The sequence below is a fragment of the Aequorivita sublithincola DSM 14238 genome (genome assembly GCF_000265385.1).
GTDB classification, from domain to species: domain Bacteria; phylum Bacteroidota; class Bacteroidia; order Flavobacteriales; family Flavobacteriaceae; genus Aequorivita; species Aequorivita sublithincola.
The window spans coordinates 1,722,246-1,737,483 of sequence record NC_018013.1; the positions used below are offsets into that span (position 1 = coordinate 1,722,246).

Below are 15,238 nucleotides of genomic sequence, written 5' to 3' on the forward strand. Positions count from 1 at the left end.
CTCTGTGGTAAACTCTCAGAGGAACTCTAATTCCGAGAAACCCAATCATCCACAATATGCGAAATTTCTTTGGCTTCCTGTAGCTCAATAATTTCTATATCAACTTTTCGTTTTAAATCGCTACCAATAGGAAATACAAAACCGTAATATTGAGGCTCAATTTTTCGTTTGCTCAACACAAAATCATCCTTGTCTTTTGATTCAAAAATGTATTCAAGTGGTATTTGGTCATAAATAAGTGCATCCACTTTTTTGTTTAAAAGCATTTCGTACCCTTCAGCAACAGAATGAACAGCTATTGGTGTACCATCAACATTAAGCACACGGTCCATTATTTTTTTATAGTCGGGCACAGCAACTTTTTTGCCTTCCAATTGCTGCATACTTGTTATGGTTTTGTCTTCACGTGTGGTCATTGAAAGCGTTGTGGCAATTCCAGCAACAAAAGAGGTTGCTAAAATCAACGAAATTATCATCCACGAGCCCATCACAAACCTTCCGGCGGGAGTTCGCGGCGCATAATCGCCATAACCAACGGTAGTCATGGTTGTGATTGCCAGCCAAATACCAATACCAACTCCCTGATGCATATGTTTTCCGTATTCGTCCTTGAATTTTCTGCCTTCCACCAACCAAAATACAAAGCCAACAATGGTAAGTACTAGTAAAAGACCGAGTACACCAAATAGAAATGTTTTTGAAAAAATAGGCCGTACTTTATCCCAAAAAGTAAGTTCTTGTTTAGGAGCTAAAACCGCCATTTCCGTATCATAATAAGGTTGTGAAAACGAAATTTCTGTTGCACGCTCCACATTTATCGTAGTTGGACCTATTAGAATATCTATTTCGTGGTTTTTTGCAGCGGCAATCCCATCTTCCACTGAAGCGAATTCTTGATACGAATATTTTAGATTGAGGTTGAACGCAATTTCCTTCCAAATATCAAAAACAATCCCATCTTCTTTGTCGTCGTGCATCACAAAAGGCGCCGAGCCCGCATAGCCAACCCGTATATTTTTTTCGTCGGTTTGTCCAATTGATACTATGGAACAGAAAAGAAAGATTGACAATAGAAAATGACGCATAAAGTATTGAGTTTTTGAATTAATTTGAAGTTAGCCTTTTTAAATGAAGAACCTCAATTTCGGTAAAAATAATAAGTAATTTTGAGGACTCATGAGAATTTTAGCTTTTTCGCTACTGGCAATTCTTTTAAAACCGAAGTGTTTCTTTAAATATGAAGAATAATTCAGAAAATATTGAAAGCAATACAAATGGAGCAGGAATCTACATTCACATCCCCTTCTGCAAACAAGCCTGCCATTACTGCGATTTCCACTTTTCAACTTCAATAAAGAAAAAGGGAGAATTAGTAGATGCCCTTTGTAAAGAATTAGTGCTTCGTAGAGATGAAATTGAAGGAAGAATTGAAACAATTTATTTCGGTGGCGGAACTCCAAGCTTACTTTCTTCGGAAGAATTAAAGCAGATTTTTAAAGCAATTTACGAAAATTATAAAGTTTCCGAAAACCCAGAAATCACGCTAGAAGCCAATCCAGATGATTTAATAGATGTCAGTCTGAGCGCATCCGATAGCTATCGGATCGAAGACCTTTCGAAGATCAAATTAAAGGCATTAAAGGAAGCAGGAATCAACCGTTTAAGCATCGGAATTCAATCCTTTTTTCAAGAAGACCTAAAACTAATGAATCGCGCCCACAATGCAACAGAAGCTTTGGGATGTATTGCGGAAGCAAAGAAATATTTCGAAAACATAAGCATCGATTTAATCTACGGAATTCCAGGAATGACTAACGAACGGTGGAAAAAAAATCTTGAAATAGCTTTAAATCTTGACGTGCCTCATCTTTCGTGTTACGCTTTAACTGTTGAGCCGAAAACGGCTTTAAAAAAATTCATCGATAAAGGAATTGTGCCACCAGTTGATGAAGATGTGGCAAAACAACACTATGAAATTTTAGTTGAAGAAACCGAAAAAGCAGGTTTGGATAATTATGAGTTTTCAAATTTTGGAAAACCTGGATTCCATTCTAGAAATAATACGGCCTATTGGGAAGGAAAACCATATTTGGGCATCGGCCCTTCAGCACACGGTTATGACGGAAAATCACGAACTTGGAATGTATCAAATAACACAAAATATATTAAAAGTATAGAAGCTGGAATACTACCTTCAGAATCCGAAACCCTTTCGAAAAAAGATAAATACAATGAATATATTATGACTGGATTGCGAACCAAAAAAGGTGTTTCGTTGGAAAAAATTGAAAGTGATTTTGGAAAAAACTATTCAGAGTATTTATTGAAACAAGCTGAAAATCCTATAAGAAACGAATTTTTAATTCTTGAAAACCAAACTTTAAAAGTTTCAAAAAAAGGAAAATTTTTGAGTGATGGGATTGCTAGTGATTTGTTTTGCGTATAAACCTAACAGGTGTCATTGCGAGGCACAAAGTAATCTAGCCTGTTAGATTTTAGATTTTTGTATCTTTAATCTTCAAAATTTACAAATGAAAACCACAATTCAAATAAACAATCAAATCATCGAAGTTGATCTTTCCAAACCATTGGATATTTCGATCCCATTGCAAGCTTCCGAGGAAAATCCGCTGGCGTGGTATCTAAAAGAACCGGTCATTGAACCTGTAATTATGGGCGATTGGACGGCAAAAGTTTCTGAAGGCGCTTCGGTAAACTTTAATAATATATTTTTCAATCCACACGCCCACGGCACGCATACCGAATGTTTTGGGCATATTTCTAAAGAATTTCATTCGGTAAATGAAGCTTTAAAAACCTTCTTTTTTTTAGCTGAAGTAACTTCAGTAAAACCTGAAAAAGTTGGCGAAGACGAAATCATTTCCGAAGAAAGTATCCGTAAAGCTTTAAACGGAAAAACACCCGAAGCAATAGTAATCATAACACTTCCGAATACTTCAGATAAAAAATCAAAACATTGGTCAAACACCAATTGGCCATTTCTTCACGAAAAAGCAGCTTTGTTTTTAAGAGAAATTGGGGTGAAACATTTATTGATAGACCTTCCTTCCGTAGACAAAGAAATGGACGAAGGCAAGCTTTTGGCGCACAAAGCGTTTTGGAATTATCCCGAAAAGCCTCGCGAAGATTGTACAATAACAGAGCTAGTTTATGTTCCAGATTCAGTTGCAGATGGGAATTATCTTTTGAATCTGCAAATCGCTTCCTTTCATAACGATGCTTCACCAAGTAAACCAGTTTTATATAAAATTATTTAAAATGAAAACTACTATAAGACTTGAAGAATTGGCACAATTCATTTTAGGAATTGTACTTTTTTCACAGCTTGATTACGCGTGGTGGTGGTTTCCAGCATTAATCCTGACCCCAGATATTGGAGCAGTTGGGTATTTAATTAACACAAAGGTCGGTGCTTTCACCTACAATTTTTTTCATCATAAAGCTGTGGCAATTGCGGTAGGTTTGTGCGCTTTCTACCTCGATAATTCGCTGTTAATTTTAATAGGTGTAATTTTGTTCTCCCACGCGGCTTTAGATAGAATTTTCGGGTATGGATTGAAATATCCTGACAGTTTTAAAAACACGCATTTGGGCGATATAGGTAAATAATAATATGGAATATCTTTTTATAGGTTTAGCGGTAGGAGCGATTTTGGCTTACTTTCTGTTCGCACGTTTTGGCGGTGGAAGAAAGGAAAAGGTCACAACACAATCGGTTATTTTAATGGAAAAAATTCGTAGTGTCTGCAAATTCATCACTATTGAAGGCGATTTTTCTGAAATCTTCTATTATGAAAATGTAAAAGAAAAATGGTTAAGCTTAATTTTAGGAAAAAAGAAAGCTTTGGTTCTCATTGAAGCAAAAGCGCATATTGGCTTCGATCTTACAAAAGTGAAAATGAATGCCGACACCAAAAACAGAACCATAATTCTCACAAATTTTCCACAACCGGAATTACTAACTATAGAAACAGACTTTAAATATTACGACAAAAAAGAAGGTTGGGCAAACCCTTTTACAGCTAGCGATTTAACAGATATAAACCAAGAGGCAAAAAAGCATATTGTAGATAAAATTCCTGAAAGCGGTTTGTTGCAAGAAGCTTCAAAACAAGCTTTAGAAACAATAAAACTTATGGAAACCTTGGTGGAAACTATTAATTGGAAATTAGATTATTCTGCACTTTATGCTGCGGACGAAAAACCAAAGTTGGAGAAATGAACATAGAACAATTCAGAGAGTATTGCATAGCAAAAAAAGGAGTAACGGAGTCTTTTCCTTTTGATGATAAAGCGCTCGTTTTTAAAGTGATGGATAAAATGTTTGCGTTAGCAGGTTTAGATTCTAACCCTGCAACCGCCAACCTAAAGTGCGATCCTGAGCGAGCAATTGAACTTCGCGAAGAATATGACGGGTCGATAATTGCAGGGTATCATATGAGTAAAAAACATTGGAATACAATTGAAATCGAAAACGTATCGCCCAAATTACTCACTGAATTAATAGATCATTCTTATGATTTGGTTGTAAAAGGTCTCACCAAAAAGTTGCAAACCGAACTTGCCGCACTATAAAAAAGTCTTAAGTCCGACGTCCTTCAGTCTTATGTCAATTAACTTTATTTGAAAAAGAATTAACTTAATGAACAAACCTTCAGATTTTTACAAACAACAGATCGAAATCCATTCCGAAGATTTACAAAAGCTAAAAAAGAAACTTGCCGTTTCTAGTACCATTCGACTTTTGGTGTTTTTACTGGCTTGTTTTGGCGTGTATTTTTTCTTCGGAAATGCTAAAGTGATTATTGCGGTCATTGTTTTAACAATATTGGCTTTTATTTATTTAGTTTCAAAACACAGCGGTCTTCAATACCAACGCGATTTAAAAAAAGCATTGATCACCCAAAATGAAACCGAGCTAGAGGTTTTAAACCTCGCGTTTCACCATTTACCTTCTGGGGAAAAATATAAAGATCCGCTACATTTTTACAGTCAGGATATTGACCTTTTTGGCAGTGGTTCTTTCTTTCAATATTTGAACCGAACAGCATTAGAAAGTGGTTCCGATTTTTTGGCGAAAATTTTTACTGAAAACGAAATAAATTCCATTCCAAAAAGACAAAAAGCGATTGCCGAATTATCTGAAAAACCAGCATGGCGTCAAAAGTTTTCAGCAATAGCTTCTTTAGTGAAAACTGAAGTTCCAGCAACCGAAGTTACCGATTGGTTAAAAGATTATAAAACGTTTGTGCCAAAATGGATTAAACCAGTTTCCATTGTATTTACAGCAATTTCCGTAGCCTTAATTGTTTTAAATTATTTTGATTTGCTTTCAGGTTATGTTACCGGCGGTTGGTTCATTTTAGGACTTGCAATTTCAGGAAAATATCAGAAAAAAGTTAACGATTTTTCTTCCCACACTACAAAAATTCAGAGCACTTTTGAGCAATTTCATAGACTGATTTTAGAAATTGAAAATGAAAGATTTTCTTCTGAAATACTTTCCGAAAAACGAAATTCTGTAGTCCAATCAGATATTAAAACTTCAACAGTCATAAAGCAATTTGCTAGATATTTGGATGTCTTAGAACAAGGAAATATTATGATTTTCGGAACCATTATAAATGGATTAACGCTTCGAAACCTACGCCAATCTTATAATATTGAAAAATGGATTGAGGAGCATAAGGAAAGTGTCCCCGTTTGGTTTGAAAGTATTACATTTTTTGATGCATATAATAGTTTGGGAAATTTCAACTTCAATCATCCCAATTATGTTTTTCCGGAAATAAATAATAAAGTTCCCGTATTAAAAGTAAAAGGAGCAGGCCATCCATTATTAAAGGAATCGTCAATGATTCGTAATGATTTTCAGATTAATTCAGAAGAATTTTTTATTGTTACGGGCGCAAATATGGCCGGGAAAAGCACATTTTTAAGAACCGTTTCACTCCAAATTGTGATGGGAAATATAGGCTTACCGGTTTGTGCGGAGAAAGCTGAATACAATCCAATTAAGCTGATTACTAGTATGCGAACCACAGATAGTTTAACGGATGATGAGTCGTATTTTTTCAGTGAATTAAAACGATTAAAATTTATAGTTGACGAAATAAAAACCGACCGTTATTTTATCATTTTAGATGAAATATTAAAAGGAACAAACAGCACAGATAAAGCAATCGGCTCCAGAAAATTTGTTGAAAAACTTGTGGCTAGTAATTCTACCGGAATTATCGCCACGCACGATTTAAGTCTTTGCGTTGCTGCCGAAGAATTGCCAGAAGTAAAAAATTATTTCTTCGACGCAATTATTGAAAACGACGAACTCTTTTTCGACTACACCTTCAAACCAGGAATCTGCCAAAATATGAACGCCTCTTTTCTGCTGAAAAAAATGCAGATAGTAGATTAATTTTTTTAAATGGATTCAGTAACACAAATAGTTTTGGGTGCCGCCGTTGGCGAAGCGGTCTTAGGGAAAAAAATTGGCAACAAAGCAATGCTTTTAGGAGCTATTGCTGGTACAATTCCAGATTTAGATGTTATTGCAAATTATTTTACCGATACTGTTTCGGCATTAGAAATGCACCGCGGGTTTACACATTCCATTGTTTTTGCGGTAGTTTTTGGGTTGCTCTTTGGATGGCTTCTATCTCTTTGGGATAAACGTGCAAGTTTTAAGGAATGGTCGTGGTTTTGGTTTCTCTGTTTCGTAACGCATCCTTTGCTGGACGCGCATACAACTTGGGGCACGCAACTTTTCTGGCCGCTGGATCTTCGTTTGGCTTACAAAAACATATTTGTAATTGATCCACTTTATACGTTGCCATTTCTAGTGTTTTTAATTTTGGCGATGTTTCAAAAAAGAGGAAGTATCAAAAGGCGAAAATTCAATAATCTCGGGTTGATAATTAGTAGCGCATATATGTTACTTACACTAATTTTAAAGGGAATAACATATTATAAATTTGAAAATGCGTTGAAAAATCAAAATATTGCTTATTCTGAAATACAGACCAAACCCAGTCCAATGAACACCATTTTGTGGACGGCAAATGTGGAAACCGAAGACGCGTTTTTGATTGGGGATTATTCCTTTTTCGATTCGAAACCGATTCAGTTTTATGCGAATCCAAAAAACCACGAAGCATTGGGAGATTTAAGAGAAAATGAAAAAGTAAATAGACTTATAAAAATTACCCAAGGTTGGTACACTATTTCTGAAAAACCTGAAGGAATTTATTTAAATGATCTTCGTTTTGGGAAGATAAGTGTGGATCCAAACTCAGATAAATATGCCTTCAGTTTTCTTATTGAAAAAGTAGGTGACGACGTTAAAATTACCGAAGAACCCAAAGAAGTTAGGGAAGGAGGCAAGTTGCTTTTAGATCTTTGGAAGCGAATAAAAGGAAATTAGTAAATGACAAAGAAAGCTGATCTTCCTCAAAAAATCTGTATTACTTGCGGCCGCCCATTTTCGTGGCGAAAGAAATGGGAAAGGGATTGGGAAAACGTGTTATATTGTAGTAAAAAATGTCAGAAAAACAAAAGCAATCCATCGGTTTAGTTTGGTTTACCAAAGATCTTCGTGTAGGCGATAATCATTCACTTTCAAAGGCTCTAACCGAAAATGAAAAAGTAATCGGTGTGTATTTTTTCGATCCACGTCATTTTGACACCACAGTATATGGTTTTAAAAAAACTGAAAAATTCCGTGCGAAATTCTTGATTGAAACAGTTGAAAATCTGCGAAAGAATCTTCAAAAGCTCAATATAAGTCTTTTGGTTTTCCACGAGAAACCAGAAGTAATTTTTCCGCAGCTTGTCGAAAAATATCAAATAAAATCGATTTATTTTCAACGCGAATGGACAAGTGAAGAAGTTGCCGTGAGCAAGAATATTCAGCAAAAATCACCCGATTGTAAACTTATTAAGACTTACGATCAATTTTTGTTTCATTCCGGAGACATTCCGTATTCTGACTTTTCAGAAATTCCCGAAGTATTTACCAATTTTAGAAAAAAAGTTGAAGCAAATACTAAGGTTAGAAAATGTGACGGAAAACCTGAAATTCAGTCTCAAATAAATCTTGTAGAAAACAATACAGAAATTCCAACTTTGAGTGATTTAGGATTAGAAGATTTTGAAACGGATTCACGTTCGGCATTTCCATTCAAAGGAGGAGAAGATGCTGGGGAAGAACGTTTGAAGGAATATTTCTGGGAAACTAAAAGTCTTGCAAAATATAAAGAAACTAGAAATGGATTGTTGGGCGAAGATTACAGCTCCAAGTTTTCTGCTTGGCTAGCGAATGGTAGTCTTTCGCCACGTTTTATTTACGAAGAAGTGAAAAGATTTGAAAGTGAAATCACCGAAAACGAGAGTACGTATTGGTTGATTTTTGAATTATTGTGGCGCGATTATTTTAAATATGTTTCGTTGAAACACGGTTCTAAAATTTTTCATTTAAACGGTATTTCACAGAAAGATTTAGATTGGAACAAAAATTCCAAAATTTTCAAAAAGTGGATTGAGGGCAGTTTAGAAGAACCATTTATAAATGCAAATATGAAGGAAATCACTGCTACCGGCTTTATGAGCAACCGCGGAAGGCAAAATGTAAATAGTTTTTGGGCCAAAGAATTGTTGCAGGATTGGCGAGTTGGAGCTGCTTATTTTGAAAGTATGCTCATCGATTACGATGTACATAGCAATTGGGGCAATTGGATGTACAATAGTGGCGTTGGCAATGATCCGCGCGACCGAAAATTCAATATAAAAATGCAGGCAGAGCGTTATGATGCAGATGGAAAGTATCAAAAAACTTGGCTTAAATAATTTTGTTTCATAACTAGATATTCAATGAAAACACTTCGACTTATACTTGGCGATCAACTTAACCACAAGCATTCTTGGTATTCAAAACCCGAAAAGGATACGTTGTATTTTATGGCTGAAATGCGGCAGGAAACTGATTATGTACACCATCATATTCAAAAAGTTGTTGGGTTTTTTGCAGCGATGCGAAATTTCTATGAGCATTTAAAAGACAACGGACATCAAGTTATTTATTATGAAATTGATTCCGAAGCAAACAAACAAGATTTGGTTGAAAACCTTAAAGATTTAATTCAAAAGCACGACATTGAAAAGTTTGAATACCAACTTCCCGATGAATACAGATTGGACGAACAATTGCGAAATTTTTGCGATAGTCTAAATATTGAAAACGAAGTTTTTGACACGGAACATTTCTACACCACTCGCATCGAAATGGCCGATTTCTACAAAGGCAAAAAGGAAATGACGATGGAATATTTCTATCGCGATATGCGAAAGAAGCACGAGCTTTTAATGGAAAATAAAACCAATCCCGAAGGCGGAAAGTGGAATTTTGATAAAAGTAATCGTAATAAATGGAATGGCAAACCCGAGATTCCCCACGAAAAGGGATTTCGAAAAGATGTTTCTTCAATTTTGACACAGATTGAAAAGCAAAAAATAAAAACTATTGGAAACATCAATGCTTCAAATTTTAATTGGCCCACTTCGCGAGCGGACAGTTTAAAAGTACTCAACTATTTTTGTGATAATTTATTGATTCATTTTGGCGATTATCAGGATGCGCTTCATACGGAACAAGCTTTTCTGTTTCATTCGCGGCTTTCATTTTCATTGAATACAAAAATGCTTTCGCCAAAAGAAGTTGTGAATAAAGTGATAGAAACCTATTACGACAGAAAATCTGAAATTGACATTTCGCAAGTAGAAGGATTTGTGCGGCAAATTTTAGGTTGGCGAGAATATATGCGTGGTATGTATTGGATGAAAATGCCAGAGTATCAAAACCTGAATAAATTGGACAATCAAAATAAATTGCCTGATTTTTATTGGACTGGGAAAACAAAAATGAATTGTTTAAGCCATTCAATTACTCAAAGTCTGGATAATGCATACGCGCATCATATTCAGCGATTAATGATTACAGGAAACTTTGCGCTTCTCACTCAAATAAATCCCGATGAAGTAGATGCTTGGTATTTGGGAATTTATATTGACGCAATAGAATGGGTAGAAATGCCAAATACAAGAGGAATGAGCCAATACGCCGATGGCGGAATTGTAGCGACAAAACCCTATATTTCCAGCGGTAGTTACATCAATAAAATGAGCAATTATTGCAAAGTGTGTACTTACAATGTGAATGAAAAAACTGGAGAAAATGCCTGTCCGTTCAATTCACTTTATTGGAATTTTCTAAATGAAAAACGCACACATTTCAAAAATAATCAACGGATGAATATGATGATGAGTTTATTGGAAAAAATGAATTCTGAAACTTTGGAAGCGCATATTACAAGAGCTCACGAGATTATTGAGAATCCCGATAATTTTTAAAGTTAGCTGATTTTAGCAACTTAAATCTGCAATAACTTTCCATTCTCCTTCAATTTTTCGGAAGATAATAAGGAAAACCCCGTTAGCATTTCCAACATCCCGAACCAAATGGAACTGGCCCATTACGTAATAGGAGTCGTCTTCAATTTTAGTGATTGCTTCAATTGTAAAACTAAGCGTGCCAGTATACTCTTTTGAAGGATATCCTTTTCTGTAGTTGTCCAATGTTTTTTGCCAACCATTCGTAACGCCTTTGCTACCGTAGAATTTTAATGAATCACTTTTCCAATAGCCTTGCATAAAACCCTCCAAATCGTTTTGGTTCCAAGCTTTTTCCTGTGTTTTCAGTACGGAAAGAATTGCTTCTTTATCGGCGGCTTCGGTTTGGGAAATAGCATTTATCGTTAAGAGTATACAAAAAAGTAGAAGTAGTTTTTTCATAATTAAGTGTTTTAGACTTTGTGTTCTCTGTGCCTCTGTGGTGCAAAATATAACCACAGAGGCACAGAGAACACGGAGAAAATTGAAAGTAAAGATAGAATTAAAGTGAGCAAATGCAATTTAAATTGCTTATCGAACAATTGGTCAACAAAATTTCTTATAAATTTACAAATAGCTTAAGTGTTAAAACAAATTCTCTAATTCAAAAATAATATTTTGAGCGATTCCAAAATTTCCATTAACGGTATTTACCTAATCAAAGCATTCCTGATTTTGGGAAGTATTTTGACAATTTTTTATTTTGGGGCAAGTCTGTTGCTGCCTCTTTTTGTGGCGGCAATTATTGCGATTTTGCTGGATAAACCTACCAAAAAAATGAAACAATGGGGATTGCCCAATTGGTTGTCCATAACGTTATCTATAGTATTAATGATCGTTATTTTTTTGCTGCTAACCTGGCTTATAAGCTCCCAAATAAATAATATTGCTGGAGATTGGCCTACGATAAAAGAAAAGGCGAGTGAAAAATTGAATTCCCTTTCGATGTGGGCAAATGAACGTTTGAACTGGGATTATAAAAATTACATTGACAACAACAAAAGATTGGTGCAAAAGGCCGAAAGTTTAGGGAAAACGTTTCTTTCTTCAATACTAAATCTATTGTCGCAGTCACTTATCATCTTTATTTATATCATTCTTTTGTTAATGCAGAAGACAATGTTCATCAATTTTTTTAAAAAACTTGTTTCCGATTCTTCGGCAATGGCAGCACTTTTAAGAGATTCCGCAAAGATTACTAGTGCGTATTTCATTGGAAAAGGTAAAATTATGTTATTCCTCTTCGGAATATACTACCTCGGGTTTACCTTGGGTTCAGTGCCCTATGCTTTATTTTTGGCGCTTTTTGCAGCCTTATTTTCCATAATTCCGTATGTGGGTAATTTTATCGGCGGAGGTTTTGCTGTAATACTTTCGTATTTATATTCGGGCAGTACGCCTGCATTAATTGTTATTGGCGTAATTGCCGCAGCGCAATTAGTAGAGAATTATATTTTGACGCCGTGGATAATTGGTGATGAAACGGATCTCAACCCATTCATTACCGTATTTGGAGTTATTCTTTTTTCCTCGCTTTGGGGAATGGTGGGTGCAATTATTGCGTTACCAATAATTGGCGTGTTGAAAGTTATTTTTGAACACACTAATGGGATGGAGGCCTATGCACATTTAATTAAAAAGAAGGATTCATAAAACTCCGTGTTCTTTATGTTTCTGTGGTACAATATAAAATCACAAAGCGCACATAGTGTTTAGAATTTCAACATATAATCTTCTCCAAAAACAGTTTTCAATCTAAAGATAAGCTCTTCTGCATTTTCTTTACTGAAAACCATGGGCGGTTTTATTTTTAAGACATTGTGATCTGGGCCGTCAATGCTCATCAAAATGCCGAGTTGTTTCATTCTGTTTGCCAAATAGGAAGCATGTTCGGGTAACGGATTTTTATTTGAATCATTCAATTCAAACCCTAAAAACAAGCCTTCGCCGCGAACATCACCAATAATTGGAAATTGCTTTTGTAGGGTTTTCAATTCAGCTATTAAAAATCCTCCAACTTTTAGAGCATTCTCTTGCAGATTTTCCTCTTCAACAACTTCCAAAACCGCGCGACCAATGGCACAGGAAACTGGATTTCCACCAAAAGTATTGAAATACTCCATTCCAGTATTGAATTTTTCTGCCACTTCTTTAGTGCAAGCTACAATTGCAAGCGGATGTGCGTTACCTGCAGGTTTTCCCATTGTTACAATATCTGGCTGAACATCGTAAAGTTCAAACGCCCAAAAAGTTTTGCCCATTCTGCCAAAACCTGTTTGCACTTCGTCTGCAATACAAATACCGCCAGCTTCGTGAACGTGTTTGTAAACTTCTTTAAAATAGTTTTTGGGCGGAACAATTTGCCCACCGCAACTTATCATGCTTTCACCAATGAAACCTGCGATCTCCTTTCCTTCAACTTTTAAGTTTTCAATGATTTCCTTTGCGTGATTTGCGTAGTCAATTCCGCAGTTTTCAGAAGTATATTTTCCGCGATAGGAATCCGGAAGCGGAAGAATATGCGTTGTTTCAGGTTTTGGGAAACCGCCTTTTCCTTCAAATTTATAGGAACTCACATCCATAACGGCATTCGTGTTTCCGTGGTAACCAACTTCTATCGCCAAAATATCTTTGTTGCCTGTAATGGTTTTTGCCATTCGTAGCGCAAGTTCGTTGGCTTCACTACCCGAATTTACAATATGAATTACAGATAAATGTGGTGGTAGCTTTTTCAGTAGAGCTTCTGCATACCCAATAATTTCTTCGTGAAGATATCGCGTGTTGGTATTTAAAACCGCCATTTGTTTTTGCCCGGCGGCAACCACTTTGGGATGCTGATGGCCTACGTGATTTACGTTGTTTACGGTGTCTAGATATTTTCTGCCATCAATGTCAATCAAGTAAACGCCTTCGCCGCGAACGATGTGCAAGGGTTTGTCATAGGAAAGACTCAAACCTTTTCCAAGGTGATTATTTCTGAAATTGATTATATTTTCTTCTGAAATCTTTTCTTCCGAAGTATTCAACTCCTCTTTAAAAATAAAGTTAGGATTGGGGCAGATGCTTTTCCAAATTTCAGCATTTGAAGGCAAAGCCACGCCATTGAAATTTTCATCATTTCCCAAAAGATCCAAAATAAGTTGGAAGTGCAGATGCGGCGCCCAATTGCCATTTTCGTTTGGCGAGCCGATGTAAGCGATGAGGTCGCCCTGTTTTACTTGCTGCCCAACTTTTAAAATTCCCAAAGAAGTGAGCGTTAAATGACCATAAAGAGAATAAAATTTTGATTCTTCAAAAGTGTGTTCCAAGATTAGCATTGGACCGTAATCTTTGTCGTAATTGTTGTGATGAATTATTTTTACTGTGCCATTAAAAGGAGCGTGGACTGCTGTTTGCGCGGGTACCCAAAAATCGGTTCCCAAGTGAACGGTTCTGTATTGCGGGCCGTTATTGCCTTCGCTTTTAAAGGCATCTGTTGTGTAAAAAGGCCGTGTTTCTAAATAGCCGTTTAGCAAAATAGTTTTAGGAAAATGCTTTTGAAATTGTTTCAGTTTAAATTCAGAAACTTCAGCATCGCTGTATTCCGAAGGATTGCCAAGTAGTGTGCTTCCAACGCTCATATCGAGATTCATTACTTTTTCAGAAGCAACGGTTGGAAACATTGTTTTTAAAGAAACTTGATTCTTTTTTGACCAGTTTTCAAATTTTTCTTCCAACGGATGCGCAGAATATCCACAAGCATTTCTGAAAGAATAATAGGCGAAATTTTCGTTCACATCGAACCATTTTTTCAATAAATTCCAAGCAGGTTTTTCGCTAATTACGTAATAATCATCGTTCGGGAATTCTTCTTTTTTTATGGAAGCGTTCGTAACGGTTGTAACGAGGCGCATTCCAACCAAAATGTACAGACATTTCAGCTCATTTTCCGAAATTTTGTAGTTCTTGTTATATCCTTTAACAACTTCCAAAGCTGCAGAAAGTGGATCAGGCAGATCCATAATTGCATACGCCAAAACAATAGCCAGATCGTTAATGGTTTGCGTGAAAACTGAATCGCCAAAATCAATTAATCCCGAAACTTTTGGATTACTTAAGTCGTCGGAAACTAAAATATTATAATCGTTTAAATCATTGTGAACTATACTTTTTGGAAGGTTTTTATAAGTGGTTTGAATTTCTTCAAAACGGTTTTGAAAGTGTTGAACAATTTCTTTTGCTTTTCCTAAAAAACGATTTATATGTTCTGAAGTCCAAGTGGAATTCGCCAAATCCCAATCTAAATTTCTATGTGCGGCGGGATGTTCAAAATCTTTTAGGGCAGTCGTTAAACTTCCAGCAGCTTCGCCTAAACTGATTCGTAAGCTTTCTGTTTTTGGGTTTACAGTTGCCCAAAGTCTTCCGGGAAGCCACGTTAATATTCTTGCGGTTTTATTATTTTGAAATTTTGAAAGTGAATTTCCTTCATTGTTTGAAACAACTTCAGGTAACGAAACAGCGTGTTCTTTTGTTGAAAGATATTTCAATATTTCAACTTGAAAATCTAGTTGTTCACTGTTTTCTTCAGAAGAAATTTTCAGAAGAAATTTTTCATTCGAACCAGTTTTCAAAAGAAAGTTCTCATCAACATAACCATCAAGTTTTGAAGCTTTGGCTGTAATATTGAAATGTTCAAAAGCTATTTTTGAAGCTTGCTCAGTAGTAATTATGGACATCTTTTTTCAATGAAATTAACAAACAATAATACTGAAAAAAGAGAAGGACGAAATTAAACTTC

The 15,238-nt window shown here is 35.7% G+C and carries 14 protein-coding genes; 11 read left to right on the forward strand and 3 right to left on the reverse strand.

Features of this window, described 5'->3' with window-relative positions:
• Positions 1–26 precede the first annotated feature (26 nt).
• On the reverse strand, positions 27–1,085 hold the full coding sequence (locus AEQSU_RS08000; RefSeq protein ID WP_014782357.1) for a transporter substrate-binding domain-containing protein: 1,059 nt from the start codon (positions 1,083–1,085) through the stop codon (positions 27–29).
• 152 nt (positions 1,086–1,237) lie between these two features.
• On the opposite strand from AEQSU_RS08000, the gene hemW reads away from it, so the two are divergent.
• From hemW to AEQSU_RS08045, 10 genes are all read left to right on the forward strand, one after another.
• Entirely contained in the window at positions 1,238–2,446 is a 1,209-nt protein-coding gene (hemW, locus tag AEQSU_RS08005) for a radical SAM family heme chaperone HemW (RefSeq protein ID WP_014782358.1), read from the forward strand.
• 85 nt (positions 2,447–2,531) lie between these two features.
• A complete protein-coding gene (locus tag AEQSU_RS08010) occupies positions 2,532–3,278 on the forward strand; it encodes a cyclase family protein (protein ID WP_014782359.1) in 747 nt (248 codons plus the stop codon).
• A 1-nt stretch (position 3,279) separates the two neighbouring features.
• On the forward strand, positions 3,280–3,630 hold the full coding sequence (locus tag AEQSU_RS08015) for a DUF4260 domain-containing protein (RefSeq protein WP_014782360.1): 351 nt from the start codon (positions 3,280–3,282) through the stop codon (positions 3,628–3,630).
• Positions 3,631–3,634: 4 nt separating this feature from the next.
• On the forward strand, positions 3,635–4,243 hold the full coding sequence (locus AEQSU_RS08020; protein WP_014782361.1) for a DUF4230 domain-containing protein: 609 nt from the start codon (positions 3,635–3,637) through the stop codon (positions 4,241–4,243).
• Positions 4,240–4,596 carry an MmcQ/YjbR family DNA-binding protein gene (locus tag AEQSU_RS08025; RefSeq protein ID WP_014782362.1) on the forward strand — a complete coding sequence of 119 codons (357 nt, stop codon included), beginning with the start codon at positions 4,240–4,242 and terminating at the stop codon, positions 4,594–4,596. The genes AEQSU_RS08020 and AEQSU_RS08025 overlap by 4 nt, the downstream gene beginning before the upstream one ends.
• A 67-nt stretch (positions 4,597–4,663) precedes the next feature.
• On the forward strand, positions 4,664–6,436 hold the full coding sequence (locus AEQSU_RS08030) for a MutS-related protein (protein ID WP_014782363.1): 1,773 nt from the start codon (positions 4,664–4,666) through the stop codon (positions 6,434–6,436).
• Between the two features lie 9 nt (positions 6,437–6,445).
• Positions 6,446–7,441: a metal-dependent hydrolase gene (locus tag AEQSU_RS08035; RefSeq protein ID WP_014782364.1), complete on the forward strand. Its 996-nt coding sequence runs from the start codon at positions 6,446–6,448 to the stop codon at positions 7,439–7,441.
• Between the two features lie 3 nt (positions 7,442–7,444).
• Positions 7,445–7,591, forward strand: coding sequence for a DUF2256 domain-containing protein (locus AEQSU_RS16355; protein WP_014782365.1), 147 nt, complete (start codon positions 7,445–7,447; stop codon positions 7,589–7,591).
• On the forward strand, positions 7,558–8,862 hold the full coding sequence (locus AEQSU_RS08040; protein WP_014782366.1) for a DASH family cryptochrome: 1,305 nt from the start codon (positions 7,558–7,560) through the stop codon (positions 8,860–8,862). The genes AEQSU_RS16355 and AEQSU_RS08040 overlap by 34 nt, the downstream gene beginning before the upstream one ends.
• Positions 8,863–8,886: 24 nt before the next feature.
• Positions 8,887–10,422, forward strand: coding sequence for a cryptochrome/photolyase family protein (locus AEQSU_RS08045; protein WP_014782367.1), 1,536 nt, complete (start codon positions 8,887–8,889; stop codon positions 10,420–10,422).
• Positions 10,423–10,434: 12 nt separating this feature from the next.
• Here AEQSU_RS08045 and AEQSU_RS08050 read toward each other — a convergent pair whose 3' ends face one another.
• Positions 10,435–10,863, reverse strand: a complete 429-nt coding sequence (locus tag AEQSU_RS08050; protein ID WP_014782368.1) for a YybH family protein — start codon at positions 10,861–10,863, stop codon at positions 10,435–10,437.
• 216 nt (positions 10,864–11,079) lie between these two features.
• Between AEQSU_RS08050 and AEQSU_RS08055 the strand changes: the two genes are divergently transcribed.
• The gene (locus AEQSU_RS08055) at positions 11,080–12,114 is read left to right on the forward strand and encodes an AI-2E family transporter (protein ID WP_014782369.1); all 1,035 of its coding nucleotides are present in this window, start codon (positions 11,080–11,082) and stop codon (positions 12,112–12,114) included.
• A gap of 59 nt (positions 12,115–12,173) precedes the next feature.
• Here the strand turns inward: AEQSU_RS08055 and AEQSU_RS08060 are convergent, their stop codons facing one another.
• A complete protein-coding gene (locus AEQSU_RS08060; RefSeq protein WP_014782370.1) occupies positions 12,174–15,176 on the reverse strand; it encodes an aminotransferase class III-fold pyridoxal phosphate-dependent enzyme in 3,003 nt (1,000 codons plus the stop codon).
• Between the last annotated feature and the right edge of the window lie 62 nt (positions 15,177–15,238).